Genomic DNA, 25,592 nt, shown 5'->3' with positions numbered 1-25,592 from the left:
TCTGAGGTTTTCTCAGATTCGGGTGGTAAGCCTAAGCAACTCAGGGACTAAGTAACTTAGAACCTACGATAAAGAACTTAATTACAGCGATGAGATACAACCCTAACGAAGTAGAGGCCAGATGGCAGAAATACTGGGCAGAGAACGGCACTTTTAGTGCAGAAGATATATCGGATAAACCAAAGTACTATGTACTTGATATGTTTCCGTACCCATCGGGGGCGGGGCTGCATGTGGGTCACCCGCTCGGCTATATAGCATCTGATATTTATGCGCGCTACAAGCGTCACCAGGGGTTTAATGTGCTTCACCCTCAGGGGTATGACAGTTTTGGCCTTCCGGCAGAACAGTATGCCATACAAACAGGGCAGCACCCTGCCGTTACTACCGAAGATAATATTGCACGCTACCGCGGACAGCTTGACAGGATAGGTTTTTCGTTTGACTGGGACAGGGAAGTGCGAACTTCTAACCCTGAATATTATAAATGGACACAGTGGATATTTATCCAGTTGTACAACTCATGGTACAATAACGATACCGATAAGGCAGAAGATATTAGCACGCTTGTGGCTAAGTTTGAAGCAACAGGTAACGCTAACATAAATGCAGTAAGCGACGACAATATTGCGGGATTTACCGCCGAAGACTGGAAAGCCTACAGCGAAGCCGAACAGCAAAAAATACTTTTAAAATACAGGCTTACCTACCTGGCTGAAACAGAAGTTAACTGGTGCCCGGCATTGGGTACTGTTCTTGCCAACGATGAGATCATCAACGGAGTTTCAGAAAGGGGAGGCTACCCGGTTATCCGTAAAAAGATGACCCAGTGGAGCATGCGTATTTCGGCGTATGCCGAAAGGTTATTACACGGACTTGAATCTATCGACTGGACAGAATCGCTTAAAGAAAGCCAGAGAAACTGGATAGGTAAATCGGTTGGGGCAAGCGTTACATTTAAAGTGCTTACTCCTGAAGAGGCAGAAGATGCAAAGGATACCGAAAAAGGTTTAGGCGTAAGGGCTTTTCTTGATGATATCTTCAGCGAAGTTGGCGAAGAGGAAAAAGGACATACGATTGAAGTATTTACTACACGCCCTGATACAATATTTGGCGTTACGTTCATGACACTTGCGCCTGAGCATGACCTTGTTTCTAAAATTACAACAGCACAGCAAAAACCATTGGTTGATGCCTATGTTGAAGCAACATCTAAGCGTAGTGAGCGCGAGCGTATGGCCGATGTTAAAACCATATCGGGTGTGTTTACGGGAGCCTATGCAGAGCATCCTTTTACTAAAGAGCCAATTCCGGTTTGGATAGGCGATTACGTATTAGCGGGCTATGGTACAGGTGCCGTTATGGCTGTACCTGCGGGCGATCAGCGTGATTTTGACTTTGCGAAGCATTTTGGTATCGAGATAAAAAACATATTTGATGGTGCCGATCTTTCGGAAGAGGCATTTGCATCTAAGGATAATGTAAAACTTCAAAACTCTGATTTCCTTAACGGAATGGGGTATAAGGAGGCGACTAAAAAAGCTATTGAATCGCTTGAAGATTTAAAACAGGGCAGGGGCAAGACCAATTACCGCCTTCGAGATGCTGTATTCAGCCGCCAAAGGTATTGGGGAGAGCCGTTTCCGGTATATTACGTAAATGGTACGCCGAATATGATCGCTACAGAACACCTGCCTGTGCGTTTGCCGGATGTAGAAAAATATTTACCTACCGAAGACGGACAGCCACCATTAGGTAACTCGAAAGAGTGGGCTTGGAGCACTCTTGAGAGTAAAGTGGTTGCTAACGACCTTATAGATGAGGTTACCGTGTTTCCATTAGAACTAAATACAATGCCAGGCTGGGCGGGTAGCTCATGGTACTGGCTGCGTTATATGGACCCACACAACAGCGATGCATTTGTAAGTGAAAAAGCAGAAGCCTACTGGCAGAATGTTGACCTTTATATTGGTGGTAGCGAACACGCTACAGGTCACCTATTATACAGCCGTTTTTGGAATAAATTCCTTAAAGACAGAGGTCATATCAACCAGGATGAGCCGTTTAAAAAGCTTATCAACCAAGGAATGATACTGGGGATGAGTGCTTTTGCAGTACGTATAAACTTTGAGGGTGAAATAAACAAAAACGTTCCTCCAATATTTATATCCTCTAAAAAATATTATGCTGAGAGAGATGAGGCTACACCGGCTTACCGTAAGCAGGTTGAAGATATACTTTCGCAATATGCATCGGCAGAAGATATAGCAGAAGCTAAAAAGATATTTACCAATATTCACGTCGATGTATCGTTTGTAAACGCATCGGATGAAATGGATATTGACGCATTTAAAAACTGGAGGTCAGATTATCAAAACGCTATTTTCTTGTTAGAAGATAACGATAAATTTACTGTTAGCCGCGAAGTTGAAAAAATGTCGAAGTCCAAATACAATGTGGTAACACCGGATGATATCTGCGAGCAATATGGTGCCGATACACTTCGCCTTTACGAAATGTTCCTTGGGCCGTTAGAGCAGGCAAAACCGTGGAATACTGCCGGTATTACGGGGGTATCCGGGTTCCTTAAAAAGCTTTGGAAATTGTATTTTGATGATAACGGACTTATTGTTACCGCTAACCCGGGAAGCAAAGAAGCCTACAAAACGCTGCACAAAACCATTAAAAAGGTTCAGGAAGATATAGAAAATTTCTCGTTCAATACATCTGTCAGTTCGTTTATGATAGCGGTTAACGAGCTTACAGCTATGAATTGCCATGAGCGCACTATACTTGAACCACTAGCTGTACTTATTTCTCCGTATGCGCCGCATATTGCGGAAGAGCTTTGGCACAGGCTGGGTCACCAGGGTAGTGTATCGCGTGTTCCGTTCCCGCTTTTCAATCCTGAATATCTGGTAGAAAGCAGTAAGGAATATCCGGTATCTTTTAACGGTAAGACCCGTTTTATGATAGAGCTGCCAATGGATATGAGTGCTGCGGACATTGAGAAAGTAATCCTTGCTGATGAGCGTACAGCGCAGCAGCTTAACGGCGGTGCCCCTAAAAAGGTTATCGTTGTACCGGGCAGGATTATTAATATTGTAATGTAAAGGCTTAACCCCAGAGGGGCAGCATATTTATAGCGCATAAGATTAATTTATATTGAGCTCCGGAGGAGCGGCATAGTATATGTCGCCCCTTCGGAGCTCTTTTCGTTACGCTTTTATGTTCCATAAATATATCGCTCCTCCGGAGCTTACCAAGTGATTATTTCCTCACCTATTTATATTTTTTAATAAAAATATCCACCTGTCCCAATTGTACAATTTTTATACGTTTTTTCCGTTTAAATTTGCGGCATGAAACAATAGCCGCAACGGTGTAAGGTCTTTACTTTAAAGGTTTTGTATTGGTTTTATAAGAAATTTTTGGCACGCTCTTTGGTTTCAGTTTTTCAATCAATTAATCTACACAATCATGAAAAAAATCACACTTACTTTACTTGCCTTTTTCGGGCTAAACGCGGTAGTAACTGCACAGGAAAACGACACAATAACTTCAGGAAAGAGTCATGAGTCCTATTTTTACGTAGGGTTTGGTGCTGCGGTAAACGACGGCTACAAAATTAATGACAAGCTAAAAGCAGCAGGAATGCCCGAAATTGGTGGGGCAGCTTTTGAGAGTTCTCTTGGCTTCAACGTTCTGTATGAAAAGTTTACTTTCGATTTAGAGTGGGCTACCAATTACATGGACGAAAAAACAAGTACCGCCAGGATTAAGACCATTAATACAGGATTAAAATTCCGTCCTCACTATGTAATTACAAAAAGCAAACGTTTTGCGCTTACTGCGGGTGCCGATGTTTCGTATATGTTCAACAGTTTTAACCTGTATAACCGTGGCAGCAGGATAGATCTTAATGACCTCGACCCATCTGCTAACCCGGGCGTTATCAGCCTTAATAATCAACAGCTTTTTGTTGGGCCATCAATAGCAATTGGCCTGCTTCGAAATACAGACTGGGCATTAAAATTTAATACCGGTTATGAGTGGGCTGTTGTAAGCGGTAAATGGAAATCGGAATTTGCCGAAGTAGATAACAGCGTAAAAGAAAACGGGCAAGGACGTTTTTACGCAAAAATGTCGTTGATCTTAAACTAGTAGATTCAGTCAGCAATGTTATAAAAATGCCAGCTTTAAAAAGCTGGCATTTTTGGTTCTTAAATTTAACAGCGAATTTTAGAAATACTGGTAAAGTGTTAACATCGGTAATTATAACTTTGCGGGAAACCAATCCATATAATTATGAAAAAAATAGTTACCCTTTTAGCATTAATCATCCTGGCGTCTTGCTCCAGTGACGATAATAATGATGTAAACAACGGCAGTAATAAATATCTATCTTCATTTAGCATTGGTAGTGACGACGGAACGGAGCAATCTGAAGTTGTTACTGTTATATATGATGATAATGATAATATTAAAGCTTTTGTAGCCGACGACGATATTATTTTTGCTTACAAATATGACTCGGACAATAACTTGATATCTATGAGTAGAGGGTTTAATTCTGATGCGGAATACACATTTCAGTATACAAACGGAAGGCTGTCTGGCTATACAGATGTATATAGCGGTACAACAACTGCTATAACCTATAATGATCAGACTAAAATGTATGTTATTGGCGATTCTGATAGGGAAATTGGGCTTAAAGGTAGAGATATAGGTGTTGTAAACGATGTAGACGGAGAAAACATGTATACTTTTAATTATGATGACTCAAAAAAGGGGGCGCTATACAATGTTAAGGGCGATAATCTGTTTGTACTGAGTCTTTTCTCTGAATTTTATCAATATTTATCTGTAAGGCCAATGACAGGAATTTCAGTGTTTGAAAACACCTATACTCTTGAAAACACATACGATTCTGATGGGTTCCTTACAAAAGCAGCTATCACGACTAACGGAGAATCTCAAGGTGTACTCATGTACCAATATACTGAAAGGTAGGTTATGACGATTAGGCGTCTCTACTGTCAATATTTCATATATAAAGCTGGTCGTAAAAGATTGGCTTTCTTTTTGATGTATAGCTAGTAAACCAAAACTTAAAAGAAAATGATAGGATATTATATATTATTAGGACTAATTGCACTGGTAAGCTTTGCGGTAAGTTCAAAGCTAAAATCAAAGTTTGAGTATTATTCTAAGGTGCGTCTTCGCAACGGAATGAGCGGGGCAGAGATAGCACAGAAAATGCTTGATGATAACGGAATTTATGATGTAAGAGTAATTTCTACTCCGGGTCGTTTAACCGACCACTATAACCCAACCGATAAAACCGTTAACCTTAGTGAGGCCGTTTATAATGAACGAAATGCCGCTGCCGCTGCTGTTGCTGCTCACGAGGTAGGTCATGCTGTACAGCACGCTACGGCTTACAATATGCTTAAGCTGCGTTCCAGCCTTGTACCTGTGGTAAACATCGGGTCTAACCTTGCGCCACTGGTTATTGTTATTGGGCTTGTTATGGGGGCGGCTGCGCAAATAGGCATTGGGTATTACATTGCCATTGCGGGGCTTGTGCTTATGGCATTTGTAACGCTGTTTAGCTTTATTACCCTTCCGGTAGAGTATGATGCCAGTAACCGTGCGCTTGCCTGGTTAAAGAATAAAAATATGCTTACGCCTCAGGAATATAATGGTGCCGAAGATTCCCTTAAATGGGCTGCACGTACGTATGTGGTTGCTGCAATTGGCGCGCTTGCTACGCTGTTGTATTGGGCACTTCAGGTATTTGGCGGATCAAGGAGGTAAAACTCCTTTCTATATATAGAAGTGGAAAAATCCGCTCCGGTACACCGGGCGGATTTTTTTTATGCTTTCATCTCAAGTAACTGGTAGTTGTTTTTATAGTCATATTATTTTGACTAATTGACTCGCATATAAATTGGAGCCACCTTTGTATAAATTTGAAAGGCTATTGGTGATGGTGCCGATAGTGAAAATTAGTAGTAATGAAAATAATTGCGCTTACTATATTACTGACGTGCTCTTATGGATGCCAGTCTCAAATAAAAAATGAAATGAACGATACTAGAGTAAACCCGTTGCTATGCGACCCTGTAACCGGTACATGCGAAATTTTACCCGAAGGGCAGTCCGCAGAAAAAGTAACAATTGTGCCTGTAAACAAGCCTGTGAAAATAATATATTATACCGACCCTATTTGTTCTTCCTGCTGGGGAATTGAGCCCCAGCTACGAAAACTAAAGCTTGAGTATGGCGACTATCTTGAAATAGATTACCGCATGGGCGGCCTTCTTCCCGACTGGAGTTATAATAGCGGCGGAATAAGCAAGCCTTCGGACGTTGCCCATCATTGGGATGAAGCGAGCCTGCATTATGAAATGCCAATTGATGGTGATGTGTGGCTGGAAGATCCTTTAGACTCTTCTTATCCTTCCTGTATTGCTATGAAGGCAGTACAGCTTCAGGATAAACAAAAGGCAGTGGTGTTTATGCGCGTTCTCAGGGAGATGGTATACCTCGATAAGAAAAACATTGCGAAATGGGAAAATATTCTTGAGGCAGCTAAACTTTCCGGACTGGATACCAAAAATCTCGAAACAGATTATAAGGGTGACGCGAAGAAACTTTTTGAAGAAGATTTACAAATGGCAAAAAACCTCGGTGTAAGAGGGTTTCCTACCTTGTTCTTTTCGGATAATGATAACAATCAATTAAAGGTGTATGGATCTAAGCCTTATGAATCGTACGAGAATGCTATCCGTGCGTTATATCCCGACGTGAAAAAGAAACCGATTGTGTCTGATGATCCGCTTAGTATATTTTATGTTTATCCTACTTTGGCGGTTAAAGAATATGCTGTGATTCTTGATATGAGCACAGATAAGGCTAAAACTATACTGGACGACCATTATCGTAAAGGCAATTTGAATATAAAGAAATGCAAAAACGGTGTTTTATACGTCAGGAAATAAGTACAGCAACGATAGTAGTTATAAAAATCCGCTTTGGTATACCGGGCGGATTTTTTTTGTGGGGTGTTGAAAGTCATAATCATACACTCTTTTTTTGTAGTATTGTAATAAAATGACAATGCAAATTTCACGATGACTTTTATACATACCACTTATGAGAGCAATTAACCCATGGATCAACTTTAACGGCAATGCCGAAGAGGCATTTCATTTCTATAAATCAGTTTTTGGCGGAGAGTTCACAAAAGTTATTCGCTTTAAGGATTTAGCAAGCGCTGAATTTCCGGTACCGGCAAGTGAAGCCGATAAAATAATGCACATTGCGTTGCCTATTGGTAAACAGAATATATTAATTGCCAATGATGTTCCCGAATTTATGGGAAGGGTTAGCGAGAACGAAAACAGGTCTAAAATAGCAATAGCTGCCGAAAGCCGTGAAGAAGCCGACCAGCTATTTAACGGACTTTCAGCCGGTGGAGACGTGGAAGGACCTATCGGCGACAGCCCGTGGGGTACTTATGCAGGAATGTTCAGGGACAAATACGGCATTGAATGGATCATTGAATTTGACCCAAATTATGAGAGGTAAATTCACCAGAAGGATTTTCGTGGGGATTAATTAACAATATTTAATCTGCCCTGAACACCTTTACCCAATCCACATACATAGACGATGGCTGAATTTTTGACGGGTCGAGATTCTCAAACATTGTTCCGCCAACAGCAAGATTTAGTACTATGTTTTGTGTTTTTCCGAACATGTAAGGTATGTATTGCTGCCCGGGTTCTGATGCTGCTCTGGTTTCAACAATTTCGCCATCAAGTAAAAAAGTAATGCTGCTTTTTGTCCATATCAGTTCGTATACATGGTAACTATTGGCAAGATCTTTTTGGGTAGTTATCTCTTCGGATGTCAAATCGTCATTGGTAATAGGTACATCAGGTTGGTCGCCATAATAGTAGTTAGTCGTATAGCCATTCTTTTCTCCCGTGGCTTCCAGAATATCAATCTCACCGTGCGTAGGCCACGGATTGCCATAACTCCAGAAGGCAGGCCACATCCTGTAGGCTTCGGGGAGTTTTATACGTGCACTGATCCTTATCTTTGGATTTGTTTGAGAAGCAGCAATTGCGAAGTTCGACTCAATCCTGCCTGATGTATAAGCATAGTCTGAAAGCTCATCACTGTGGGGTAATACGGGACCTGTAACGTTTTGTTTAACCGATTTTATCTGTAATATTCCGTTAGAAACAATAAGGTTTTGCCTTTGGTAGAGCTGAAGCTCTTCGTTAAAAGCGCCTCCTTCCCACACCTGCCACTGACTCAGGTCGCCCGTGAAATTCTCCTCATAAATTTTAGAATACCCCGATGCCGCTAAAGCCGATTCGTCCAGGTCGAAATCTTTCGTTGCCGAAGGTGTCGGTGTTTTAGTGTCATCGTTCTGGCTGCATCCAAAAAGTGTAAAAAGTAAAAATGATGCCGACAGTATAATTTGTTTTTCGATTTTCATGAGGGGGAGCAAGTTTATTAAAAAACGAAATATACGATAGAATAGTATTTCAAAAACCGACTCATAACTGCCGTTCACCTCAAAAACCAAAAGCGTAACATTGTTTTTTACATCTTTGATTTTTAGTTAATTAAGTGTGTCTAATTTTACGCATAAAAACCGCATTTTGAGAATAAAAAGTGCAATAAAAGCAGCTTACATTATTATAGCTAATAAGCTTAATTTAAGTGTAAACTGTAAGCTACTTAAAGCTGTATCTGCCGCTCTATCTGCTGTTCCAGCGAGATGAATGTCTCTGTGCGCGAAACACCGTCAATAGGCTGTATTTTGGTGTTAAGCAGCTGCATAAGGTGCTCGTTGTCGCGGCAGATAATCTTTATGAGTATCGACCAGTTTCCTGTAGTATAGTGGCATTCCAGGACTTCGGGAATCTTGCGGAGTTCCTTCACTGCTTCAAGGTTACTGGCGGCTTTCTCAAGAAAAATACCCACAAAAGCCATAGTACTGTAGCCCAATACTTTTGTGTTCACTACAAATTTAGACCCTGCTATAACACCCGACTGCTCCAGCTTTCGCAGCCGTTGATGTATAGCCGCTCCCGATATGCCTATTTTACCCGCAATTTGTAATATGGGCTTACGGGCATCTTCCATAAGGTAGCGCAGAATTTCTTTGTCTATACCATCTATTTCTATCTGTAGCGAATTGATTTTCATAACTTACTAAATATAACCAAATATACCAATTTTGCTTTACGATAGTAATTACAAAAACAAAACCTTTCCGATAAGGGAAAGGTTCTGCAGCATTTGGTTAGTTATTGAAGGCTTTTTATATGGCTACGTTGTAGGGATTGTATCCCATGTAGCTGCGTTGTTTTTCGTGAAATACAACTCCAAATTGTTCAAGTTCTTCCAGTATGGGTTGGTAAACTTCTTTGGTTATAGGCAACTGAACGCCCGGAGTTGTAATATTGCCGTTAAGTATTTGCAGGGCTGCAATAGCCACCGGAAGCCCAACGGTCTTAGCCATAGCAGTATACGTTTGGTCTTCGCCTATGCAAACCATAGTGGCATCTATCTGGTCTTTAATGCCATCCAGCTCGTAACCTACCTTGTGGTACATAACGATCATGTCTTTATCTTCAGGGCTTAATGTCCAGCTGTCGGCTAAGATTTTTTCGAGTATCTGGGCAGGGGTAGCGTTGCGTAAACCTATGATCTTGTTCGGATTAAACAGATCTAGTTCCACTAACTTATCCCATTGAATATCGTCCTGTTCAATGTTAAGCATATGCCTAAGCTTCAGCTCAACAGAATCGGTATGGTGATAGGGCAGGAAAGAGTTAGTAAATTCCCTGTAACTCATTGTCTCAGAGTTTTCCATGATATAGGAGTCGTCTGTCATACCCATCTGAACAAACATATTCCATGATTTGGAGAAACCTACTCTGCGCAGCGTTCCGCGGTAAAGGGTAAGAGCATCATCAAGTCCGTAAACACTGCGGTATTTAAGCGAATCGCGGTTGGCATAGCCCTCAAACCGGCCATAGCCTTCTACTTCCATAAATTCTGTCCTCCTGAAAAGTTTACTGTACGGAATGTATTTGTACGTGCCTTCCTGAATGAATTTGGCTGTACCACCCTGACCCGCAAGTACTACGTTTCTGGGGTTCCAGGTAAATTTATAATTCCACAGATTGGTGTCGCTTTCTGGAGCTACAAGTCCGCCGCAAAACGATTCGAACAGCAGTATTTTTCCGCCTTTGTCGCGAATATCATCTATAATTTTCATGGCACTCATATGGTCGATACCCGGGTCAAGGCCAATCTCATTCATAAAAACCAGATTGTTTTCTTTTACCTGTTTATCGAGCTCCTGCATGGCAGGGCTAATGTAAGATGCTGTAACCATGTGCTTTTTAAAGGCAATACAATCTTTGGCGACCTCAAAATGCAGGTGCGCCGGAAGCATGGAAATTACAATATCTGCTTTGCTTATTTCCTGTTGGCGTTGCTGTTCGTTAAAAATGTCGAAAGCAATAGCTGTAGCATTGGCGTGGCCTTTGGTTTTTCGCGCTGCAAGCTCGACAGACAGGTCGCCTATAGTAAGATGAAGGTTTTCGGAAACCGATTTATTCAACAGGTAATCAATTAATGATGATGCCGAACGGCCAGCCCCGATTATTAGAATTTTCCTCATAGCGTTGGGTAATTATCACACGAAAGTAGCAATTTGTTATAAAAGTCAAAATATAATCGATGAAAAATTGCATAAAGTTTTTAATTTTACAGGATATTATTACAACGAATGAATAAGAAAATTATTACTGTTGCCGCTGTACTAGGGGCAATAGCCATTGTATTAGGCGCTTTTGGTGCGCACGGACTGAAGAAACTTATTTCTCCTGAATCTATCGTAGTATTTGAGACGGGTGTTAAATACCAAATGTACCACGCGCTGTTTTTGTTATTTCTTGGTTCTACGCCCTTAGTGTCGGACAAAGTAAAAAATACAATTTTATTGCTGATTGTATCGGGTGTTGTGCTTTTTTCAGGATCGGTCTATTTTTTGGCGTGTAATGACCTGTTTTCTTTTGATTTTAAGAAAATTGGCTTTGTTACGCCAATTGGAGGATTATTATTAATACTGGGTTGGGTTGTGTTATTTTTACATTTAATTAGGCAAAAACGATAATTTTTTTGCAAATTAATACTTTGTAACAAAAATATTTTTACTTTTGTGCCTTGTAACAATGCAACTTATATCAAAAGTATGGATAACTACGGCCTTTCTACGAAAACGATTTCGTTGGAGAACTTGGGAATAAAGAATGCGAATGTGAGATATCAGTTGACTCCCGACGAGTTACATGATATCACGATTGAAAAAGGACAGGGTGTTGAAAGCAGTACGGGTGCACTTGCAATCAATACCGGGGAGTTTACCGGAAGGTCTCCTCAGGACAGATTCATCGTTCGTGATAGTATTACTGAGGACAAAGTATGGTGGGGAAATGTAAACATACCGTTTGACAGTGCTAAATTTGAAGCACTTTACAACAAAGTTACAGACTACCTGTCTAACAAAGAGGTATTTGTGCGCGACAGTTATGTGTGCGCAGATGAAGATTACAGGCTTAATGTAAGGGTGGTAACAGAGACTGCATGGTCTAACCTGTTTTGCTATAACATGTTTCTTCGTCCTGAAGATTCTGAGCTTGATGATTTTACAGCCGACTGGCACGTAGTATGTGCTCCGGGCTTTATGGCAGATCCTGCTGTAGACGGTACACGTCAGTCTAACTTTGCGATACTGGATTTTACAAGGAAAATTGCTTTGATAGGCGGTACAGGATATACCGGTGAGATGAAGAAAGGAATTTTTTCTGCACTTAACTTTATCCTTCCTGTAGATAAGAACACATTGCCAATGCACTGTAGTGCTAACGTAGGTAAAGATGGCGATACGGCTATTTTCTTTGGTCTTTCGGGAACGGGAAAAACGACGCTTTCTGCCGATCCTGCCCGTAAGCTTATTGGCGACGATGAGCACGGATGGACAAGCGATAACACTGTGTTTAACTTTGAAGGTGGCTGCTATGCAAAGGTAATTAACCTTACCGAAGAGCATGAGCCGGATATCTTTAGGGCTATTAAAAGAGGAGCGATACTTGAAAATGTGATTTTCAAACAAGGTACTAACGAGGTAGATTACGAAGATGTTTCTATCACACCTAATACGCGTGTTAGTTATCCTATTTACCATATTGATAACATTCAGCCGGACTCAGTAGGGCATAACCCTAAGAATATTTTCTTTTTGAGTGCCGACTCGTTTGGTATCCTGCCTCCAATCTCTAAGCTGACACCGGGTCAGGCTGCTTACTACTTTATTTCAGGCTATACCGCTAAAGTTGCGGGTACCGAAGCAGGAGTAAACGAACCACAGCCTAACTTTTCAGCGTGTTTTGGAGCACCTTTTATGCCATTGCACCCTGCAAAATATGCAGAGATGCTAATTAAGAAAATGAAGGATGCCGATGTGAATGTATGGTTAATCAATACCGGCTGGTCTGGTGGTGCATACGGTACAGGACAAAGAATGAAACTTAAATATACCCGTGCCATGATCACGGCTGCGCTTAACGGTGAGCTTGATAATGTAGAGTATGAAAATCATACTGTATTTGGACTTGCTAAACCGCAAAGCTGTCCTAATGTGCCTTCGGAGATATTAAACCCAAGGAATACATGGGAAGATAAAGATGCTTATGATGCTAAAGCCCTTGAACTGGCAGCCGCATTTAAAAATAATTTTGCAAAATTTGAGGAGTTTGCAAATGAAGAAATTATGTCCGGCGGACCGTTGGCATAATGTGAATTTTAGAATAGATGTTTTTTGGAAAGAAGGCTGTCTCAGAAATGAGGCAGCTTTTTTGTTTAGGTGCAGTCAGGAAGTGACTTAGCCTTGCCCTCCGACCTTCCGAAGGAGAGGGATCAGCTTCGCTTAAGTACAGCTTTTGCTTCGATTTTACCTATCTGATCCAGAGCCTATCTCCCGGCGACAGCAGGTTGAGGGGTGAGGTCTTATGTATTTCACTATAACAAAAACAGCCGCTCATTGAGCGGCTGTTTATATTGTAAAGTAAAGTTCTATTTTTCCTTAATCTCTTTATTAACTTTAGTAATGTATTTTTCAAGAGCCATAGTCATAGACGGTGTTTCCGGTGTTGGAGCCATAATGTCTATTCTAAGTCCGTGTTCCAGGGCTTCCTTTTGTGTTGTGCTTCCAAAAACAGCTATACGTGTGTTGTTCTGCTGAAAATCGGGGAAGTTTTTAAACAACGACTTAATTCCTGTTGGTGTAAAGAATGCAAGTACATCGTAGTATACGTCTTTAAGGTCGCTTAGGTCGCTCATTACTGTTTTGTAGAACGTTCCCGGTGTCCAGTCTATCTTAAGGGAATCAAGAACCGGTGGGATATCGTGATTCAGCTGGTCTGACGATGGTAATAAGAATTTTTCATCCTTATATTTCTTAATCAGCGGTGCCATATCAGCAAAGTCTTTCTGGCCAACATAGATTTTTCTCTTACGGTATACCACATATTTTTGCAGGTAGAAGGCAATAGCCTCGCTCTGGCAGAAGTATTTAAGGGTTTCCGGCACTTTATAGCGCATCTCTTCTGCTACGCGAAAAAAGTGATCTACGGCGTATTTACTAGTAAGGATAATTGCTGTGTAATTGTTAAGGTCTATTTTCTGAGCCCTAACATCTTTAGCGCTTACACCCTCTACGTGAATAAATGACCTGAAATCAACTTTTACTTTTAGTTTTTGCTGAATTTCGAAGTATGGTGAATTTTCTACTTTAGGCTCCGGCTGCGAAACCAAAATTGTTTTCACTTTCATATTTGACATGTTATATCTAACTTTTTGTAAACCAATAATACATGAAATAATAGGGTGCTATTTCAAGTGTGCAAAGATACAAAATAAAGTAGAATAATTTGCCGATGATCAAATTTTGATAAATCCTTAATGAAACAATGTAAGAAACGATACTGGCGGCAATTATAAGGCCTATAATTGTGTATATGATAATAGGGTGCTGGCTATCGTTGTAAAACAGGAAAATGTTTACGGGAAAAAGCAGTAGGCCAATATAGGTTCTGTAGTTAACTTTGTGTAAATTGAACTGTTCGTTAAACTCTTCAATGTTGAACGATGTGGCGATAATTTTCTCTATAAGGTACTTAGAGAGGATAAAAGCCGCTATTAAGGTGAAATATTTTATAAATGCTACCCAGCTGGTTTTTTCTGCAAGGCCAAAATAGCTCAGTAAGAACTGAAGCAGGAATGTAAACGAGATTACCTGGATGAAAAAGAAGGAGATGGTAAAACCGCTCATCATGTTACCGCTGTCCTTATATATTTTGGTGTATTTGTCGGATACTGCCAGTTTGATAAATTCGGCAAAACGATTCTCAAATACGGTACGGTTTATAGCAATAAGCGCAAAACAGGCTACAAAAAGTATTGTTGCCCAGTCTTTGCCTCCTATAATCCTATCGCTGTAAAACAGTTCCATCATGGTGCAAAAGTAATATTTTTTGCATTCTCTTATTTTAATTATAATTTAATTATGTGTCAGGCGTTAGAAATACATTATTTTTGCACAAAAATTTACTGCATCACATGAGCGACGGCATAGTTATAGTTCCTACTTATAACGAAATTGAAAATATTGAAGCTATTATCAGGGCAGTTTTTGTGCTGGATAAAGCTTTTGACGTGCTTGTAGTAGATGATAATTCACCCGATGGCACTGCCCAGAAGGTGCGTGAGCTACAGGCTGAGTATCCCGACAGGCTTTTTCTGGAAGTAAGGGCGGGTAAATCCGGGCTTGGTACTGCTTACGTACATGGTTTTAAATGGGCAATTGCCAAAAAGTATGATTACATTTTTGAGATGGATGCCGATTTTTCGCATAACCCCAACGATCTCGAAAAACTGTATGCTGCCTGTGTAAACGGTGCAGATGTGGCTATAGGGTCGCGTTATGTTACGGGAGTGAATGTGGTAAACTGGCCGCTTAACAGGGTGCTTATGTCATATTATGCGTCGAGCTATGTACGTACCATTACAGGTATGACAATCAGGGATGCAACGGCAGGCTTTATCTGTTACCGCCGTAAAGTGCTGGAAAGCGTTAACCTTGACAGGATTAAGTTTGTAGGTTATGCTTTTCAGATAGAAATGAAATACCGCGCCTATGCTAATGGCTTTAACATTACAGAGGTGCCAATTATATTTACAGACCGCACAAAAGGCGAGTCGAAAATGAGTAATGCTATTATCAAAGAAGCTATCTTTGGGGTAATTGCGTTGAGGATAAAACGAATGCTAAATAGACTATAGAAAAGAATTAATGAACAGGATTTTAATAAAAAATGCCAGGATTGTAAACGAAGGGACCATTTTTGAAGGTGATGTTTTGGTGGAAGATAAATTCATCAAGGAAATTGCCGAGAAAATAAGCCCTAAATCTTCTGATGTGCAAATTATAGATGCCGAAGGAAGTTTCCTTATACCGGGTGCTATTGACGACCAGGTGCACTTTCGTGAGCCGGGGTTAACCCACAAAGGTACTATTGAAACCGAATCGCGTGCTGCTGTTGCCGGTGGTATAACATCTTTTATAGAGCAGCCTAACACGGTACCCAATGCGGTAACCCAGGAACTTCTTGAGCAGAAGTACCAAAGGGCGTCAGAATCATCGTATGCCAACTACTCATTTATGATGGGCGGTACAAACGACAATCTGGAAGAGGTATTAAAAACCAATCCAAGAAATGTTGCAGGTATTAAGCTTTTCCTTGGTTCGTCTACAGGTAATATGCTTGTTGATGATGAGGCTGTACTGGAGAAAATTTTCTCGAGCACAAAAATGCTTATCGCCGCACACTGCGAAGATGAAGCTACCATCCGTCAGAACCTGGAGAAATACAAGGAAGAGTATGGCGATGATATCCCTGTGAAATTCCACCCGCTTATCCGCAGTGCAGAGGCTTGTTACATATCGTCTTCAAGAGCTATAGAGCTTGCAAAGAAAACAGGCGCAAGGCTGCACGTTTTCCACGTGTCTACAGCAATTGAAACCGATTTGTTTACCAACAAGATTCCGCTTGAAGATAAAATGATTACTGCCGAAGTATGTGTACACCATCTTTGGTTTAGCGATGCCGATTATGAAAAGAAAGGCGCGCTTATAAAATGGAATCCCGCAGTTAAAACTGCCGAAGACCGTCAGGCATTGTGGAATGCCCTTCTTGATGACAGGATAGACGTTGTGGCTACAGACCACGCGCCTCACACTCTTGACGAAAAGAAAAATCCTTACACAAGCTCGCCTTCAGGAGGGCCGCTGGTACAGCATGCTGTAGTAGCTATGTTTGAGGCATATCACCAAAAGAAAATATCGGTAGAGAAGATCGTAGAGAAAATGGCACATAACCCTGCCAAGATCTTTAAAATCGAGAAACGTGGTTTTATAAAAGAAGGCTACTATGCCGATCTTGTTATTGTTAACCCGGGTTTGCCTTGGAATGTTAAGAAAGAAAACATCCTTTACAAATGCGGATGGTCTCCGTTTGAAGGTGTAAACTTTAAATCGAGGATTACCCATACTTTTGTAAACGGATCTTTAGTATACAACAACTTTAAAGTAAAAGACGTTCGTTGTGGCGAAAGACTTTTATTTGAAAGAGAATAACAAAGTATATTCGCTTCCCTCTTTTTTAGGAGGGAAGTGTTTAAATAATAAAAGAATGAAAAAGGTCATTTTGCTTTTAGCATCGGTTATATTGTTTTCCTGTGGTGATGGTGCCGCAGAAAAACCAAAACGCTTTCTTACTGAAGATGAGATGGTGAATATATCGTATGATCTTTCGTTAATTCAGGCTATTAAATCGTACCAACCACAGGCATTAGACGATAATAAGGTTGATAGCAAGAATTACATCTACAAAAAGTACAAGATAGACAGCCTTACTTTTGCACAAAATAACACATGGTATGCCGGTAATTTAGAGCAATACGAGAAAATTCAGCAAAGGGTAACCGAAAAGCTTAATAAGCAAAAAGAGATTCTTGCTCCTAAAAAAGACTCACTTACGCCACCTGTAACAGATGTGCCGGGTGCACAGGCTAGGAGGGATAGCGTTCGGAAAGCTGCCTTAGGTAAGAGACAACCTCTAAAAAAGTAAAATTGAGCTTTGAAACAATTTTAGAATTATCGTAATTCTCAAAATTGTGCGATGATTTTGCCATACTGCGCGTAAGCTTACGCTTTTGCCTCAATAATTTAGAAAACAGCCAGTCCATGCGCCATGCAACAGATGTTAGCCATGGAGATGCATACACTCCCGGGCGTGATTTTTTCATGCCGTCGGCAATGGTATCCAGCATTTCTTTGTATGAAACATCGTTGGCAACAATAGTATAACGCTCGCCGTTCGTATCGGTAGCAACAAGCTGTATCATGGCTTTTACCACATCTTCAACGGCTACAATACCGCAGGTTCCCTTGGTGTAAAAATACTGGCCACCGTGTACAGCCTTAAATATTTTGCCGCTGCCGGCATCCCAGAAGCCTTCGCCAAAAATAAGCCCCGGATTTACAATTACCACATTAAGGCCTTCCTGCCAGGCGCGCCAAACTTCCATTTCGGCACCATATTTACTAATAGCATAGTCGCCGTGGCGTACTTCGGGATTCCATTCGGTTTCTTCGGTAATTCTTTCACTACTGTCTTTTGCATCGCCAAGGGCGGCAATAGAGCTTACATGGCAAAATTTTGTAACGCCAAAATCTAAAGCACAGTTTACCATGTTGGCAGTACCCTCAATATTTACTTTACGGAGAATGTCCTCGTCTTTCGGTTCAAAAGAAATATATGCTGCACAGTGGTATACGGTATCTATACCTAAAAAAGCATCTTCAAGCGAAGGGATATCGTTAATATCGCCTTTCACCCATTCGATTTTTTCAAAATTCGGGTTGTTTTTAAGTGTAAAAAGATTACGGGTTTTGGCAACCGTTGCATCACTTCTGTAAAGCGCACGTACTTTTTTATCATTGCCTGCCAAGTGTAGCAGTAAATGAGCCCCAACCAATCCTGTTCCGCCTGTAACTAGTATCATATATGCAAATGTAGATTTTAGTGGAGAATATTTTACAAATGTTAATCAAAAATGTTGCGCAGGTTTGTATTTTTGCACGACATTAATCGGGAATCATGAAAAATTTTATTGAAGAAGTAACCTGGAGGGGTATGCTTCACGACGTTATGCCGGGTACTGAAGAACATCTTTTGGAACAGATGCGTGTAGCGTATGTGGGTATAGACCCAACAGCAGACTCACTGCATATAGGGCATTTAGTTGGTGTAATGCTGTTAAAGCATTTTCAGCTTAGCGGCCACAAACCGTTGGCTCTTGTAGGAGGTGCTACAGGTATGATTGGCGATCCGTCAGGAAAATCCAACGAAAGGAATTTGCTTGATGAGGCTACACTACGCCATAACCAGGAGTCTATTAAAGAACAGCTTGCCCGTTTTCTCGATTTTACAAGCGATGCGCCGAATGCAGCAGAACTTGTTAATAATTACGACTGGATGAAGGAGTTTTCATTCCTTGATTTTATTCGTGATGTGGGAAAACACATTACTGTGAATTATATGATGGCTAAAGATTCGGTTAAAAAGAGACTTTCGTCCGAAGCGGCAGAAGGTATGTCTTTTACGGAGTTTACGTATCAGCTGGTTCAGGGGTATGACTTCCTTCATTTATATAAACATAAGCAATGTACGCTTCAGATGGGCGGTAGCGACCAGTGGGGTAATATTACTACGGGTACAGAGCTTGTGCGCAGAAAAGAAAGTGGAAAGGCATATGCCTTAACCTGCCCGCTTATTACAAAGGCAGACGGTACAAAGTTTGGTAAATCTGAAGGTGGAAACATCTGGCTTGATGCCAAAAGGACTTCGCCGTATGCATTTTACCAGTACTGGATAAATACATCTGATGCAGATGCTGAAAAATATATTAAGATATTCACACTGCTTACTGCAGAAGAAGTAGATGCACTTGTTGCACAGCACAACGAAGCACCTCATTTAAGAGTGCTGCAAAAAAGGCTTGCTGCCGAAGTAACAACGTTTGTTCATGGGGAAGCTAGTTTAGAGGATTCTGTCAAGAAAACTGAATTTGTATTCTCTAACTACACACGTGAAGATCTACAGGGGCTTAGTGAAGAATTCTTTACCGATATTTTTGGTGAGTTTTTTGTAAAAGGCATTAGCCTTACGGATTTTTCGGCAGATACTGATATTATCAATATCCTTGCTGATCAGACCGGTATTTTCCCTTCACGTGGTGAAGCAAGAAAGGCATTGGCTGCCAATGCAGTTGCTATAAATAAAGTGAAAATTACCGATGCTTTTCAGCTTACAGCAAGCGATGCATTATTAGGTAAGTTTGTTCTGGTATCTTTTGGAAAGAAAAAGAATTTTGTAATTCCGGTTGAAGGATAGTCAATCAGGAAATTTAGATATGAAAGGAGCTTTATGGCTCCTTTTTTTATTCTCACCCCAGCCCTCCGCCACCGCGAGACAGGCTCTTTGAAGGGGAGGGGAGTCAGCTTCATTCATACCTCTGGTTTGTTGGCAGGAGTAAGTTTCCCCTCCAATGAAGGGGAAAGCTCATTTGTATGGCTAGTGTATTTATAAGGGATTCTTCACTCTGTTCGGGATTACAGAGTGAATAGTAAAGTTGTGTTGCAGGTAAAAAAAAGATTGCTTCGTATTGCCGCCTCGCAATGATCTAACCCGCAACTCAGCAACCCGATAACTAATATACCATCAGGTTACAACCACGAATATCAGAATTGTCAAATCGTCCCAAAACTTCAAAAGACTGGTTTGGGTATTTTTTGCCGAGGTCTTGTGTTGCAATAAACGAGCAGGAGTTAATATTGGCAAGGTCAATAACATTAATGCCGCCTGTTTTGCCGTAATCAATATAGCTAAGGGCATCTTCGGTATCGCGTACAAGGATATCCATCCACGGCGGACACTCAAAAATACCATCACCTAAAGAATAGGCCTGGGACAATAGTTCTGTCATACCATATTCCGAATGGATCTTGCTTACGCCAAAACCTTTGCAAAGCACATCGTGCAGTTCTTCGCGTATCATCTCTTTACGGCGGCCTTTCATACCTCCGGTTTCCATGATAATAGTGTTTCGCAGGTCAAAGTTTTGTTTTTCTACTAAGTCCAGTAGGGCATAGGTAACGCCAATTAGCAGTACGTTTTGCCCGGCTTTATCGAGTGCGGTAAGCTTTGCTATAAGTTCGTCGTAGTTGTGCAGGTAAAAGCCGCTATCAGGGTTGTTGGAGCCTTCTATAAGGTCTTCTACCATATAGATTAGAGAAGAGCCTTCACGTTCCAGGTAAGAGGGCAGAAGGGCTAGCACAGCATAGTCTTCTATATTGCCGTAAAACTGAGAGAATGCTAAGCGGAAACTTTGTTCGTAGTAAGTAAGGTCGGTTACCAGATGGCGGCTTGTAACCATGCCGGTGGTGCCGCTGCTGGTAAAGGTTTCCTGTACAGCATCGGCAGAGTTTATTACTTCATGGCTCTTAAAGAATTGTATAGGCAAAAACGGAATTTCTTTTACCGATTTTACATTATGCTTGTCTTTCTTTAAAAAAGTACAGAAATCGCGGTACACAGTATTGTTGTCATACTGATGGCGGAAAACCTTAAGGGTTATCTTTTCAAATTCTTTTTTAGAGGCAATTGTAAATATGTCTTGTGAGGTAACCAAAGGGTAAAAGTTTTAGCAAAAATACAAATAAAAAAAGCACCGCGATTGCAGTGCTTTGGTAAATTATATGTTTCGGGATTATTCTACAACAAGCTTTCTTGTGGCAGAAGCATCACCTTCTTTAATTTTAATGATGTACACACCGCGTGTAAGGCTCGAAATGTTAAGCTCTTTACCGTTAAGTGTTGTCTGGATTATCTTTTTTCCAACCATATCAAATATTTCTATCTCCTTGCTTAGGGTTGGCTTAGCAGTATTAATATAAATCCTGTCTGCTTTTGCAGGGTTAGGATAGATATTAAGTCCTTCTATAGGTTCTTTACCTGCGGCAAAGGTTTGCTTGTTTTCCTGGGCAACAGCGCCAAGAGAAAACAGGCAGAATAGAAGTAAGGCGGTATAAAAGTATTTTTTTGCCATATAGTTAAATGATTGTGTAAATATATAAAATATAATTCAAATATTATACCAAAAAAATAGCCCCTCATAATGAGGGGCTTAATTTTATATTTTTTTTGGATTATTTGATATTCATCCAAGAAGCCCAAGTTGGTAGAGCAGCACCGTTACCAGCACCTGTAGCACTTGTAACAACTGTTAATGCGTTAGCAGAACCATCAAAAGTATTTGTGTTAGCAACTACGTTTGTAATCTGAACACCTGTTACAGGGTTAGCAAGGAACCAAGCCTGAGAATCTGTACCATCAAATTTGATAGCAGCACTTCCTGTACCTTTGAAGTCTTTGATGAATACGTTAGATATTTTACCGTGAGTACCTCTTCTTAGCATGATACCAGCTTCACTTGTTACATCTGCACTGTTACGACCGATAAGGGTAATGTTAGAAAGTGTAGGGTTAGATATTGGAGCGATAGTTGGGTTTGTAGAGTTACTGTCAGCTTCCATACCACGGCTATCAGAAGAGAATGCAAGAGCAGAAGACTGATCAGAGTACATGTTAGAAACTGTACCATTCCATCCTTCAGTCCAGTCAAAAGTATCATCCTGGTTTCCTATACCTACAAGGTTAGTTGCGTTTACAGTTCCACCAAACCATTCGAAAGCATCATCAGAACCTTGGTATACAAGGATATTGTCAACTTTAGTTCCTGTACCAACAGCGTAGAAAGTAACACCATTAAATTCAGCATCTTTGTTGATAAGTGCACCAGCATATTCCACTTTAAGATAAGAATAAACACCAGAGTTATCAGCAGCGTTAGTACCACCGTAAGTTAAACCTGTAACTTCAGCAGCTACGTTAACACCAAGGTTTGTAAGCGATTTTCCACAGATTACAATTCCACCCCAGTCACCAGGTGCAGGAGTAGCAGAGTTTGAAGTAAATACGATTGGGTTTTGTGCAGTTCCCTGAGCATTAACTTTACCACCTTGTCTTACAGCTAGTACAGAAACCTGAGAACCATTAACGTTACCTTCAAGTCTTGTTCCTGCAGGAATAGTAAGAGTTACACCATCACCTACATATACAGGACCATCTATAGTGTATACTGTGTTTGCGTCTAATGTCATGTTAGCAGAGATGTTTCCAGAAAGCGTTGCTTCTTTTGTACCACCATCATTTGGTTTTGAATCATCATCTGAACAGCTTGTGAAAATTGCAGCTACAATCGCTAGGCTAAGAACTAATTTTTTCATTGTCTTGAATAATTAATGTTGTTTAATTTTTGTATTGCAAAGATGGTTCAGCAGGTCGTTTTAGCGGTTAAGCACGTGTTATATAATCTTTACTGTAACATATACTTTTGGTTAATTTAATGTTATGAATGTTAACAGAATAGATGTAAAAAAAAGGGCAGCCATATGGCTGCCCTTTGCTTGTATATAAGTGTTTGTTTATTAGAAGATATTGTATTTAATACCAAGGCTAAAATCTGTACCTGCTTTATAGTTGTAAGCGTCAAGATCGCCGTTCTGGTTTTCCTGTACTCTTCTTATTTTGCTGTTAAGAATGTTTTCTACAGTAAAGCCTATGCTCCATTTTTCGTTGATGGTAGTATTAGATACAAAGTTTAGCATCATGATGCCTTTTTCTACCAGGTTACCTCTTCCGAATGATCCAAGAGAGTAAATCCTGTCATGGAAATAATTTCCTACTATAGATACTGTCGGTCTGAAAACTCCACTTTCTATACGGTAAGTAAGGTCGGCATTAAGTAGTAGCGGAGAAGCTCCCTGTAATGCATCGCTTTTATCATTAAAGTTTACACTCAATGTGTTGTTACTGTCTTGTGCAACTTTGTCTGTATCAAGTTCCTGCTTAGAGTACATAACTGTACCGTTAAGGCCTGCGCTAAGTGTTTGTTTTGTTACGTAGTCTACCTGCCAGATGTTTTTCTTTATCTCAAATTCAAAACCGGCAACGTATGCATATTTACCTGCGTTAACAAAAGTATTGTCATTAAGTGCAGAGTTAAGTAATACCTGGCTTATTGGGTTGTTGATGTATTTACCAAAAACACCTGCCGATATAACTTCGTCTCCTTTAGGGAACATCTCCCATTTAATATCAAGGTTGTAGTTGTCTGATGGCTGAACAAATGCATTACCTACAGAGTTTTCACCTACACCTTCGTAACGGAAAGGTGCTTTTTCTTTAAACTGAGGTAGTGTGTATGTTTTACTTGCAGCAGCGCGAAGGTTAGATGTTTCGTTAAGGCTGTATTTTAATGTAGCAGCAGGAAGCACATATACCTTGTCTATTTTTGCATTTTCAAAGTTTACGTTCGGTAATTGAATGTTAGTGTCCCACTCCAGTTCCTGAAGTACTTTTTCTGCTCTTAAACCTACAGTGTACGTAAGTTTGTCTGATGTAGAATGTTCAAAGTTAACTAAACCTGCATGTATGCTAAGGTCTCCGTTGTATGTAAACGGTGAAAGGTTTTGTTGTCTTCCGGTATTGATGTAGAAAGTACCCGGTATGTTTTGTGTAAGTGCTTGGTTAGAAGCATTAAGAAAAGTATCAACATTATTACGGTCTACCGGAATGTTTTCTGCCTGAGATACCCTGAAGTTAAACTGTGTAGCTTCAAAATCTCTCGATTTCATTCTTCCATTATAACCAAAGCTTAATTTGCCTTTGTAAAGATCGTCATCACCTTTAAGTACTTTTAAAGTTGCGATTGCCTTGGCAGCATACTCGTCTTCTTTTATATACTGGAAGTAACGGTTGTTTGCAGTTGGCGATGCCGTGTTGAAAATGTATAATCCGTCAGTTCTTGCTACAAGGTTGTTTGTAATCCTGTCCGGCATATCTGCATTTACAGTGCTGTACGATGCTCCCCAGTCAAGATCAAGCCTTTCGTTAAGAACGTGCTTACCTAGTAACTGATTTACAAAAAGTTTGTTTTGTTCGGTAAGTGTCTGTCTGTTAAATTCGGTACGGTTATCTCCCTGCCCTAGGAAGGTGTCATATTCGTTTACCGAACTTTTAGATGCATTTACAAAAACACTGTTAGCTTTAATGGTGTTATTGCTGTTTATTTTGTAAGCAACATTTGCCATTAAGGTAGTTTTTGTAGAGAACTCATATTTGTTCACGTCAAAGAAATCTATAACAATCTCATCGTTAGCTGCAATGTTTCTTTGAGAACCTGTTCTGTACGTATAGCCATTTCCGTAGTTAGCCGTTCCGAAAACGCTAATGCGTCCTTCTTCACCTACGTTAAAGTTTTTTCCGCCTGTTAAACCAAGGCTTCCGTTAACCGGGCTAGATTCTGTAACCGGGCTCCATTTTGTGCCAAATTGGTATTCTCTTATAGATGTAGGAGCGTTTACATTGTAAAAACCCGACTTGTTAGCACCATCGGCCATTTTAAAGTTAGAGTCGAATGCTTTGTTGTTAAGCCCGCTCCCAACTTCAACCTGAAGTTTGCCGTCTCCGGTGTGCTCTTTAGATGCGATATCTACGTTAGCACCACCCATATCTCCGTACTGCATTACATCATACGTTTTGCTGATGCCTACCGACTGGATAATGTCTGTAGAGAAAAGGTCAAGTGCAATGTTTTTGTTTTCCGGCTCGTTAGATGGTAACGGTAAACCGTTTAGCATTGTACTGTTGTAACGGTCTCCAAGGCCACGAACAAAAATTCCGCTGTTACCTTCTGTTTTAGATATACCTGTTACTTTGGTTACAGCTGCAGCAGCATCGCTAACACCTTTACGGGTTAACTCCTGCGCGCCAATACTTTGTTTTATAACCGCAGCGTTTTTCTGGTCAAGCAAAAGTGCTGTCTCTTTTTCGCGGCTTACGGTTTTTTCTATTACTACGTCTTCTAACTGAACGCTGGTAGATGCTAATCCCTGGTTAATGGTCTTAGTTTCTCCGGCTTTAATGCTTACCTGTACTTCTTTGCTTTCGTAACCAAGAAATCCAAATACTAAAGTAATGTTTCCCGGTTCTACGCTTAACGAGTACTTTCCGTTCTCGTCTGCATTTGTGCCGTTCGTTGTACCTTTAACTGCCACGCTTGAAAATGGAAGCGTTTCGTTATTCATGTCTTTGTCGGTAATTGTACCGGTAATCGTACCTTTGGTTTGGGCAAAGCCTAACGATAAGGTAAACAGTGCAATTAATAAAAATTTAAGTTTCATTTCGTGTGTTATAATTTTGGTGCAAAGTAACCTCCGCGATTTGGATGCTGTGTTACTTAAT

General features: G+C 40.6%; 22 protein-coding genes. 12 read left to right on the top strand and 10 right to left on the bottom strand.

Translation table 11 applies throughout. The annotated features are described in order from the left end of the window. The first annotated feature begins 89 nt into the window (after window positions 1–89). The 6 genes from ALW18_08215 (at window position 90) to ALW18_08190 (ending at window position 7,599) form a co-directional block, all read left to right on the top strand. Window positions 90–3,113 (top strand): leucyl-tRNA synthetase, encoded by a 3,024-nt coding sequence (locus ALW18_08215; protein ID AOE52493.1) that lies wholly within the window; start codon window positions 90–92, stop codon window positions 3,111–3,113. 367 nt (window positions 3,114–3,480) lie between these two features. After that, entirely contained in the window at window positions 3,481–4,164 is a 684-nt protein-coding gene (locus ALW18_08210) for a hypothetical protein (protein AOE52492.1), read from the top strand. Between the two features lie 144 nt (window positions 4,165–4,308). Next, a complete protein-coding gene (locus tag ALW18_08205; protein ID AOE52491.1) occupies window positions 4,309–5,016 on the top strand; it encodes a hypothetical protein in 708 nt (235 codons plus the stop codon). 108 nt (window positions 5,017–5,124) lie between these two features. Beyond that, entirely contained in the window at window positions 5,125–5,823 is a 699-nt protein-coding gene (locus ALW18_08200; GenBank protein ID AOE52490.1) for a hypothetical protein, read from the top strand. A 269-nt stretch (window positions 5,824–6,092) separates the two neighbouring features. Then, entirely contained in the window at window positions 6,093–7,010 is a 918-nt protein-coding gene (locus tag ALW18_08195) for a dithiol-disulfide isomerase (protein AOE54353.1), read from the top strand. A gap of 154 nt (window positions 7,011–7,164) precedes the next feature. Next, window positions 7,165–7,599 carry a glyoxalase gene (locus ALW18_08190; protein AOE52489.1) on the top strand — a complete coding sequence of 145 codons (435 nt, stop codon included), beginning with the start codon at window positions 7,165–7,167 and terminating at the stop codon, window positions 7,597–7,599. 40 nt (window positions 7,600–7,639) lie between these two features. Here the strand turns inward: ALW18_08190 and ALW18_08185 are convergent, their stop codons facing one another. The 3 genes from ALW18_08185 to ALW18_08175 all read right to left on the bottom strand — a co-directional run bounded on the left by ALW18_08185 (window position 7,640) and on the right by ALW18_08175 (window position 10,723). Continuing rightward, entirely contained in the window at window positions 7,640–8,521 is an 882-nt protein-coding gene (locus ALW18_08185; GenBank protein AOE52488.1) for a hypothetical protein, read from the bottom strand. A gap of 245 nt (window positions 8,522–8,766) precedes the next feature. Then, window positions 8,767–9,237 carry a transcriptional regulator gene (locus ALW18_08180; protein AOE52487.1) on the bottom strand — a complete coding sequence of 157 codons (471 nt, stop codon included), beginning with the start codon at window positions 9,235–9,237 and terminating at the stop codon, window positions 8,767–8,769. A 115-nt stretch (window positions 9,238–9,352) separates the two neighbouring features. After that, a complete protein-coding gene (locus tag ALW18_08175) occupies window positions 9,353–10,723 on the bottom strand; it encodes a saccharopine dehydrogenase (GenBank protein ID AOE52486.1) in 1,371 nt (456 codons plus the stop codon). Between the two features lie 108 nt (window positions 10,724–10,831). On the opposite strand from ALW18_08175, the gene ALW18_08170 reads away from it, so the two are divergent. Both ALW18_08170 and ALW18_08165 read left to right on the top strand, forming a co-directional pair. Further along, a complete protein-coding gene (locus ALW18_08170) occupies window positions 10,832–11,218 on the top strand; it encodes a hypothetical protein (GenBank protein ID AOE52485.1) in 387 nt (128 codons plus the stop codon). 78 nt (window positions 11,219–11,296) lie between these two features. Continuing rightward, window positions 11,297–12,898, top strand: coding sequence for a phosphoenolpyruvate carboxykinase (locus ALW18_08165; protein ID AOE52484.1), 1,602 nt, complete (start codon window positions 11,297–11,299; stop codon window positions 12,896–12,898). A gap of 278 nt (window positions 12,899–13,176) precedes the next feature. On the opposite strand, the gene ALW18_08160 is transcribed toward ALW18_08165, so the two are convergent. Together ALW18_08160 and ALW18_08155 are read right to left on the bottom strand one after the other, a co-directional pair. Beyond that, complete coding sequence (locus ALW18_08160) at window positions 13,177–13,935, bottom strand: uroporphyrinogen-III synthase (GenBank protein ID AOE52483.1); 759 nt, start codon at window positions 13,933–13,935, stop codon at window positions 13,177–13,179. Between the two features lie 16 nt (window positions 13,936–13,951). Next, on the bottom strand, window positions 13,952–14,617 hold the full coding sequence (locus ALW18_08155; GenBank protein ID AOE52482.1) for a hypothetical protein: 666 nt from the start codon (window positions 14,615–14,617) through the stop codon (window positions 13,952–13,954). Window positions 14,618–14,721: 104 nt separating this feature from the next. Here ALW18_08155 and ALW18_08150 point away from each other — a divergent pair, with 104 nt between their 5' ends. From ALW18_08150 to ALW18_08140, 3 genes are read left to right on the top strand one after another with little or no spacing between them, the layout of a single operon-like run. After that, complete coding sequence (locus ALW18_08150; GenBank protein AOE52481.1) at window positions 14,722–15,444, top strand: dolichyl-phosphate beta-D-mannosyltransferase; 723 nt, start codon at window positions 14,722–14,724, stop codon at window positions 15,442–15,444. 10 nt (window positions 15,445–15,454) lie between these two features. Then, window positions 15,455–16,798 (top strand): dihydroorotase, encoded by a 1,344-nt coding sequence (locus ALW18_08145; GenBank protein AOE52480.1) that lies wholly within the window; start codon window positions 15,455–15,457, stop codon window positions 16,796–16,798. A 55-nt stretch (window positions 16,799–16,853) separates the two neighbouring features. Then, window positions 16,854–17,291: a hypothetical protein gene (locus ALW18_08140; protein ID AOE52479.1), complete on the top strand. Its 438-nt coding sequence runs from the start codon at window positions 16,854–16,856 to the stop codon at window positions 17,289–17,291. Here ALW18_08140 and ALW18_08135 read toward each other — a convergent pair. Next, complete coding sequence (locus ALW18_08135; protein ID AOE52478.1) at window positions 17,233–18,228, bottom strand: NAD-dependent epimerase; 996 nt, start codon at window positions 18,226–18,228, stop codon at window positions 17,233–17,235. The genes ALW18_08140 and ALW18_08135 overlap by 59 nt on opposite strands. 95 nt (window positions 18,229–18,323) lie before the next feature. On the opposite strand from ALW18_08135, the gene ALW18_08130 reads away from it, so the two are divergent. Continuing rightward, complete coding sequence (locus tag ALW18_08130; protein AOE52477.1) at window positions 18,324–19,619, top strand: tyrosyl-tRNA synthetase; 1,296 nt, start codon at window positions 18,324–18,326, stop codon at window positions 19,617–19,619. Window positions 19,620–19,935: 316 nt separating this feature from the next. On the opposite strand, the gene ALW18_08125 is transcribed toward ALW18_08130, so the two are convergent. The 4 genes from ALW18_08125 to ALW18_08110 all read right to left on the bottom strand — a co-directional run bounded on the left by ALW18_08125 (window position 19,936) and on the right by ALW18_08110 (window position 25,531). Then, on the bottom strand, window positions 19,936–20,916 hold the full coding sequence (locus ALW18_08125; protein ID AOE52476.1) for an acyl transferase: 981 nt from the start codon (window positions 20,914–20,916) through the stop codon (window positions 19,936–19,938). 78 nt (window positions 20,917–20,994) lie between these two features. After that, window positions 20,995–21,333 (bottom strand): secretion protein, encoded by a 339-nt coding sequence (locus ALW18_08120; protein ID AOE52475.1) that lies wholly within the window; start codon window positions 21,331–21,333, stop codon window positions 20,995–20,997. Window positions 21,334–21,433: 100 nt separating this feature from the next. Next, window positions 21,434–22,573 (bottom strand): hypothetical protein, encoded by a 1,140-nt coding sequence (locus tag ALW18_08115; protein ID AOE52474.1) that lies wholly within the window; start codon window positions 22,571–22,573, stop codon window positions 21,434–21,436. Between the two features lie 201 nt (window positions 22,574–22,774). After that, entirely contained in the window at window positions 22,775–25,531 is a 2,757-nt protein-coding gene (locus ALW18_08110; GenBank protein ID AOE52473.1) for a hypothetical protein, read from the bottom strand. Window positions 25,532–25,592 lie beyond the last annotated feature (61 nt).

The sequence above is a fragment of the Flavobacterium psychrophilum genome (assembly GCA_001708385.1).
Classification (GTDB): Bacteria; Bacteroidota; Bacteroidia; order Flavobacteriales; family Flavobacteriaceae; genus Flavobacterium; species Flavobacterium psychrophilum_A.
This window is presented reverse-complemented; position numbering and strand designations above follow the sequence as displayed.

Bases quoted from the DNA above. Each gene is read 5' to 3' on its own strand.
- ALW18_08135 (AOE52478.1), bottom strand. From the start codon at position 18,228: ATGATACTAGTTACAGGCGGAACAGGATTGGTTGGGGCTCATTTACTG.
- ALW18_08155 (AOE52482.1), bottom strand. From the start codon at position 14,617: ATGATGGAACTGTTTTACAGCGATAGGATTATAGGAGGCAAAGACTGG.
- ALW18_08170 (AOE52485.1), top strand. From the start codon at position 10,832: ATGAATAAGAAAATTATTACTGTTGCCGCTGTACTAGGGGCAATAGCC.
- ALW18_08110 (AOE52473.1), bottom strand. From the start codon at position 25,531: ATGAAACTTAAATTTTTATTAATTGCACTGTTTACCTTATCGTTAGGC.
- ALW18_08210 (AOE52492.1), top strand. From the start codon at position 3,481: ATGAAAAAAATCACACTTACTTTACTTGCCTTTTTCGGGCTAAACGCG.
- ALW18_08175 (AOE52486.1), bottom strand. From the start codon at position 10,723: ATGAGGAAAATTCTAATAATCGGGGCTGGCCGTTCGGCATCATCATTA.
- ALW18_08160 (AOE52483.1), bottom strand. From the start codon at position 13,935: ATGAAAGTGAAAACAATTTTGGTTTCGCAGCCGGAGCCTAAAGTAGAA.
- ALW18_08145 (AOE52480.1), top strand. From the start codon at position 15,455: ATGAACAGGATTTTAATAAAAAATGCCAGGATTGTAAACGAAGGGACC.
- ALW18_08140 (AOE52479.1), top strand. From the start codon at position 16,854: ATGAAAAAGGTCATTTTGCTTTTAGCATCGGTTATATTGTTTTCCTGT.
- ALW18_08185 (AOE52488.1), bottom strand. From the start codon at position 8,521: ATGAAAATCGAAAAACAAATTATACTGTCGGCATCATTTTTACTTTTT.
- ALW18_08190 (AOE52489.1), top strand. From the start codon at position 7,165: ATGAGAGCAATTAACCCATGGATCAACTTTAACGGCAATGCCGAAGAG.
- ALW18_08215 (AOE52493.1), top strand. From the start codon at position 90: ATGAGATACAACCCTAACGAAGTAGAGGCCAGATGGCAGAAATACTGG.
- ALW18_08115 (AOE52474.1), bottom strand. From the start codon at position 22,573: ATGAAAAAATTAGTTCTTAGCCTAGCGATTGTAGCTGCAATTTTCACA.
- ALW18_08200 (AOE52490.1), top strand. From the start codon at position 5,125: ATGATAGGATATTATATATTATTAGGACTAATTGCACTGGTAAGCTTT.
- ALW18_08195 (AOE54353.1), top strand. From the start codon at position 6,093: ATGAACGATACTAGAGTAAACCCGTTGCTATGCGACCCTGTAACCGGT.
- ALW18_08205 (AOE52491.1), top strand. From the start codon at position 4,309: ATGAAAAAAATAGTTACCCTTTTAGCATTAATCATCCTGGCGTCTTGC.
- ALW18_08180 (AOE52487.1), bottom strand. From the start codon at position 9,237: ATGAAAATCAATTCGCTACAGATAGAAATAGATGGTATAGACAAAGAA.
- ALW18_08150 (AOE52481.1), top strand. From the start codon at position 14,722: ATGAGCGACGGCATAGTTATAGTTCCTACTTATAACGAAATTGAAAAT.
- ALW18_08165 (AOE52484.1), top strand. From the start codon at position 11,297: ATGGATAACTACGGCCTTTCTACGAAAACGATTTCGTTGGAGAACTTG.
- ALW18_08120 (AOE52475.1), bottom strand. From the start codon at position 21,333: ATGGCAAAAAAATACTTTTATACCGCCTTACTTCTATTCTGCCTGTTT.
- ALW18_08130 (AOE52477.1), top strand. From the start codon at position 18,324: ATGAAAAATTTTATTGAAGAAGTAACCTGGAGGGGTATGCTTCACGAC.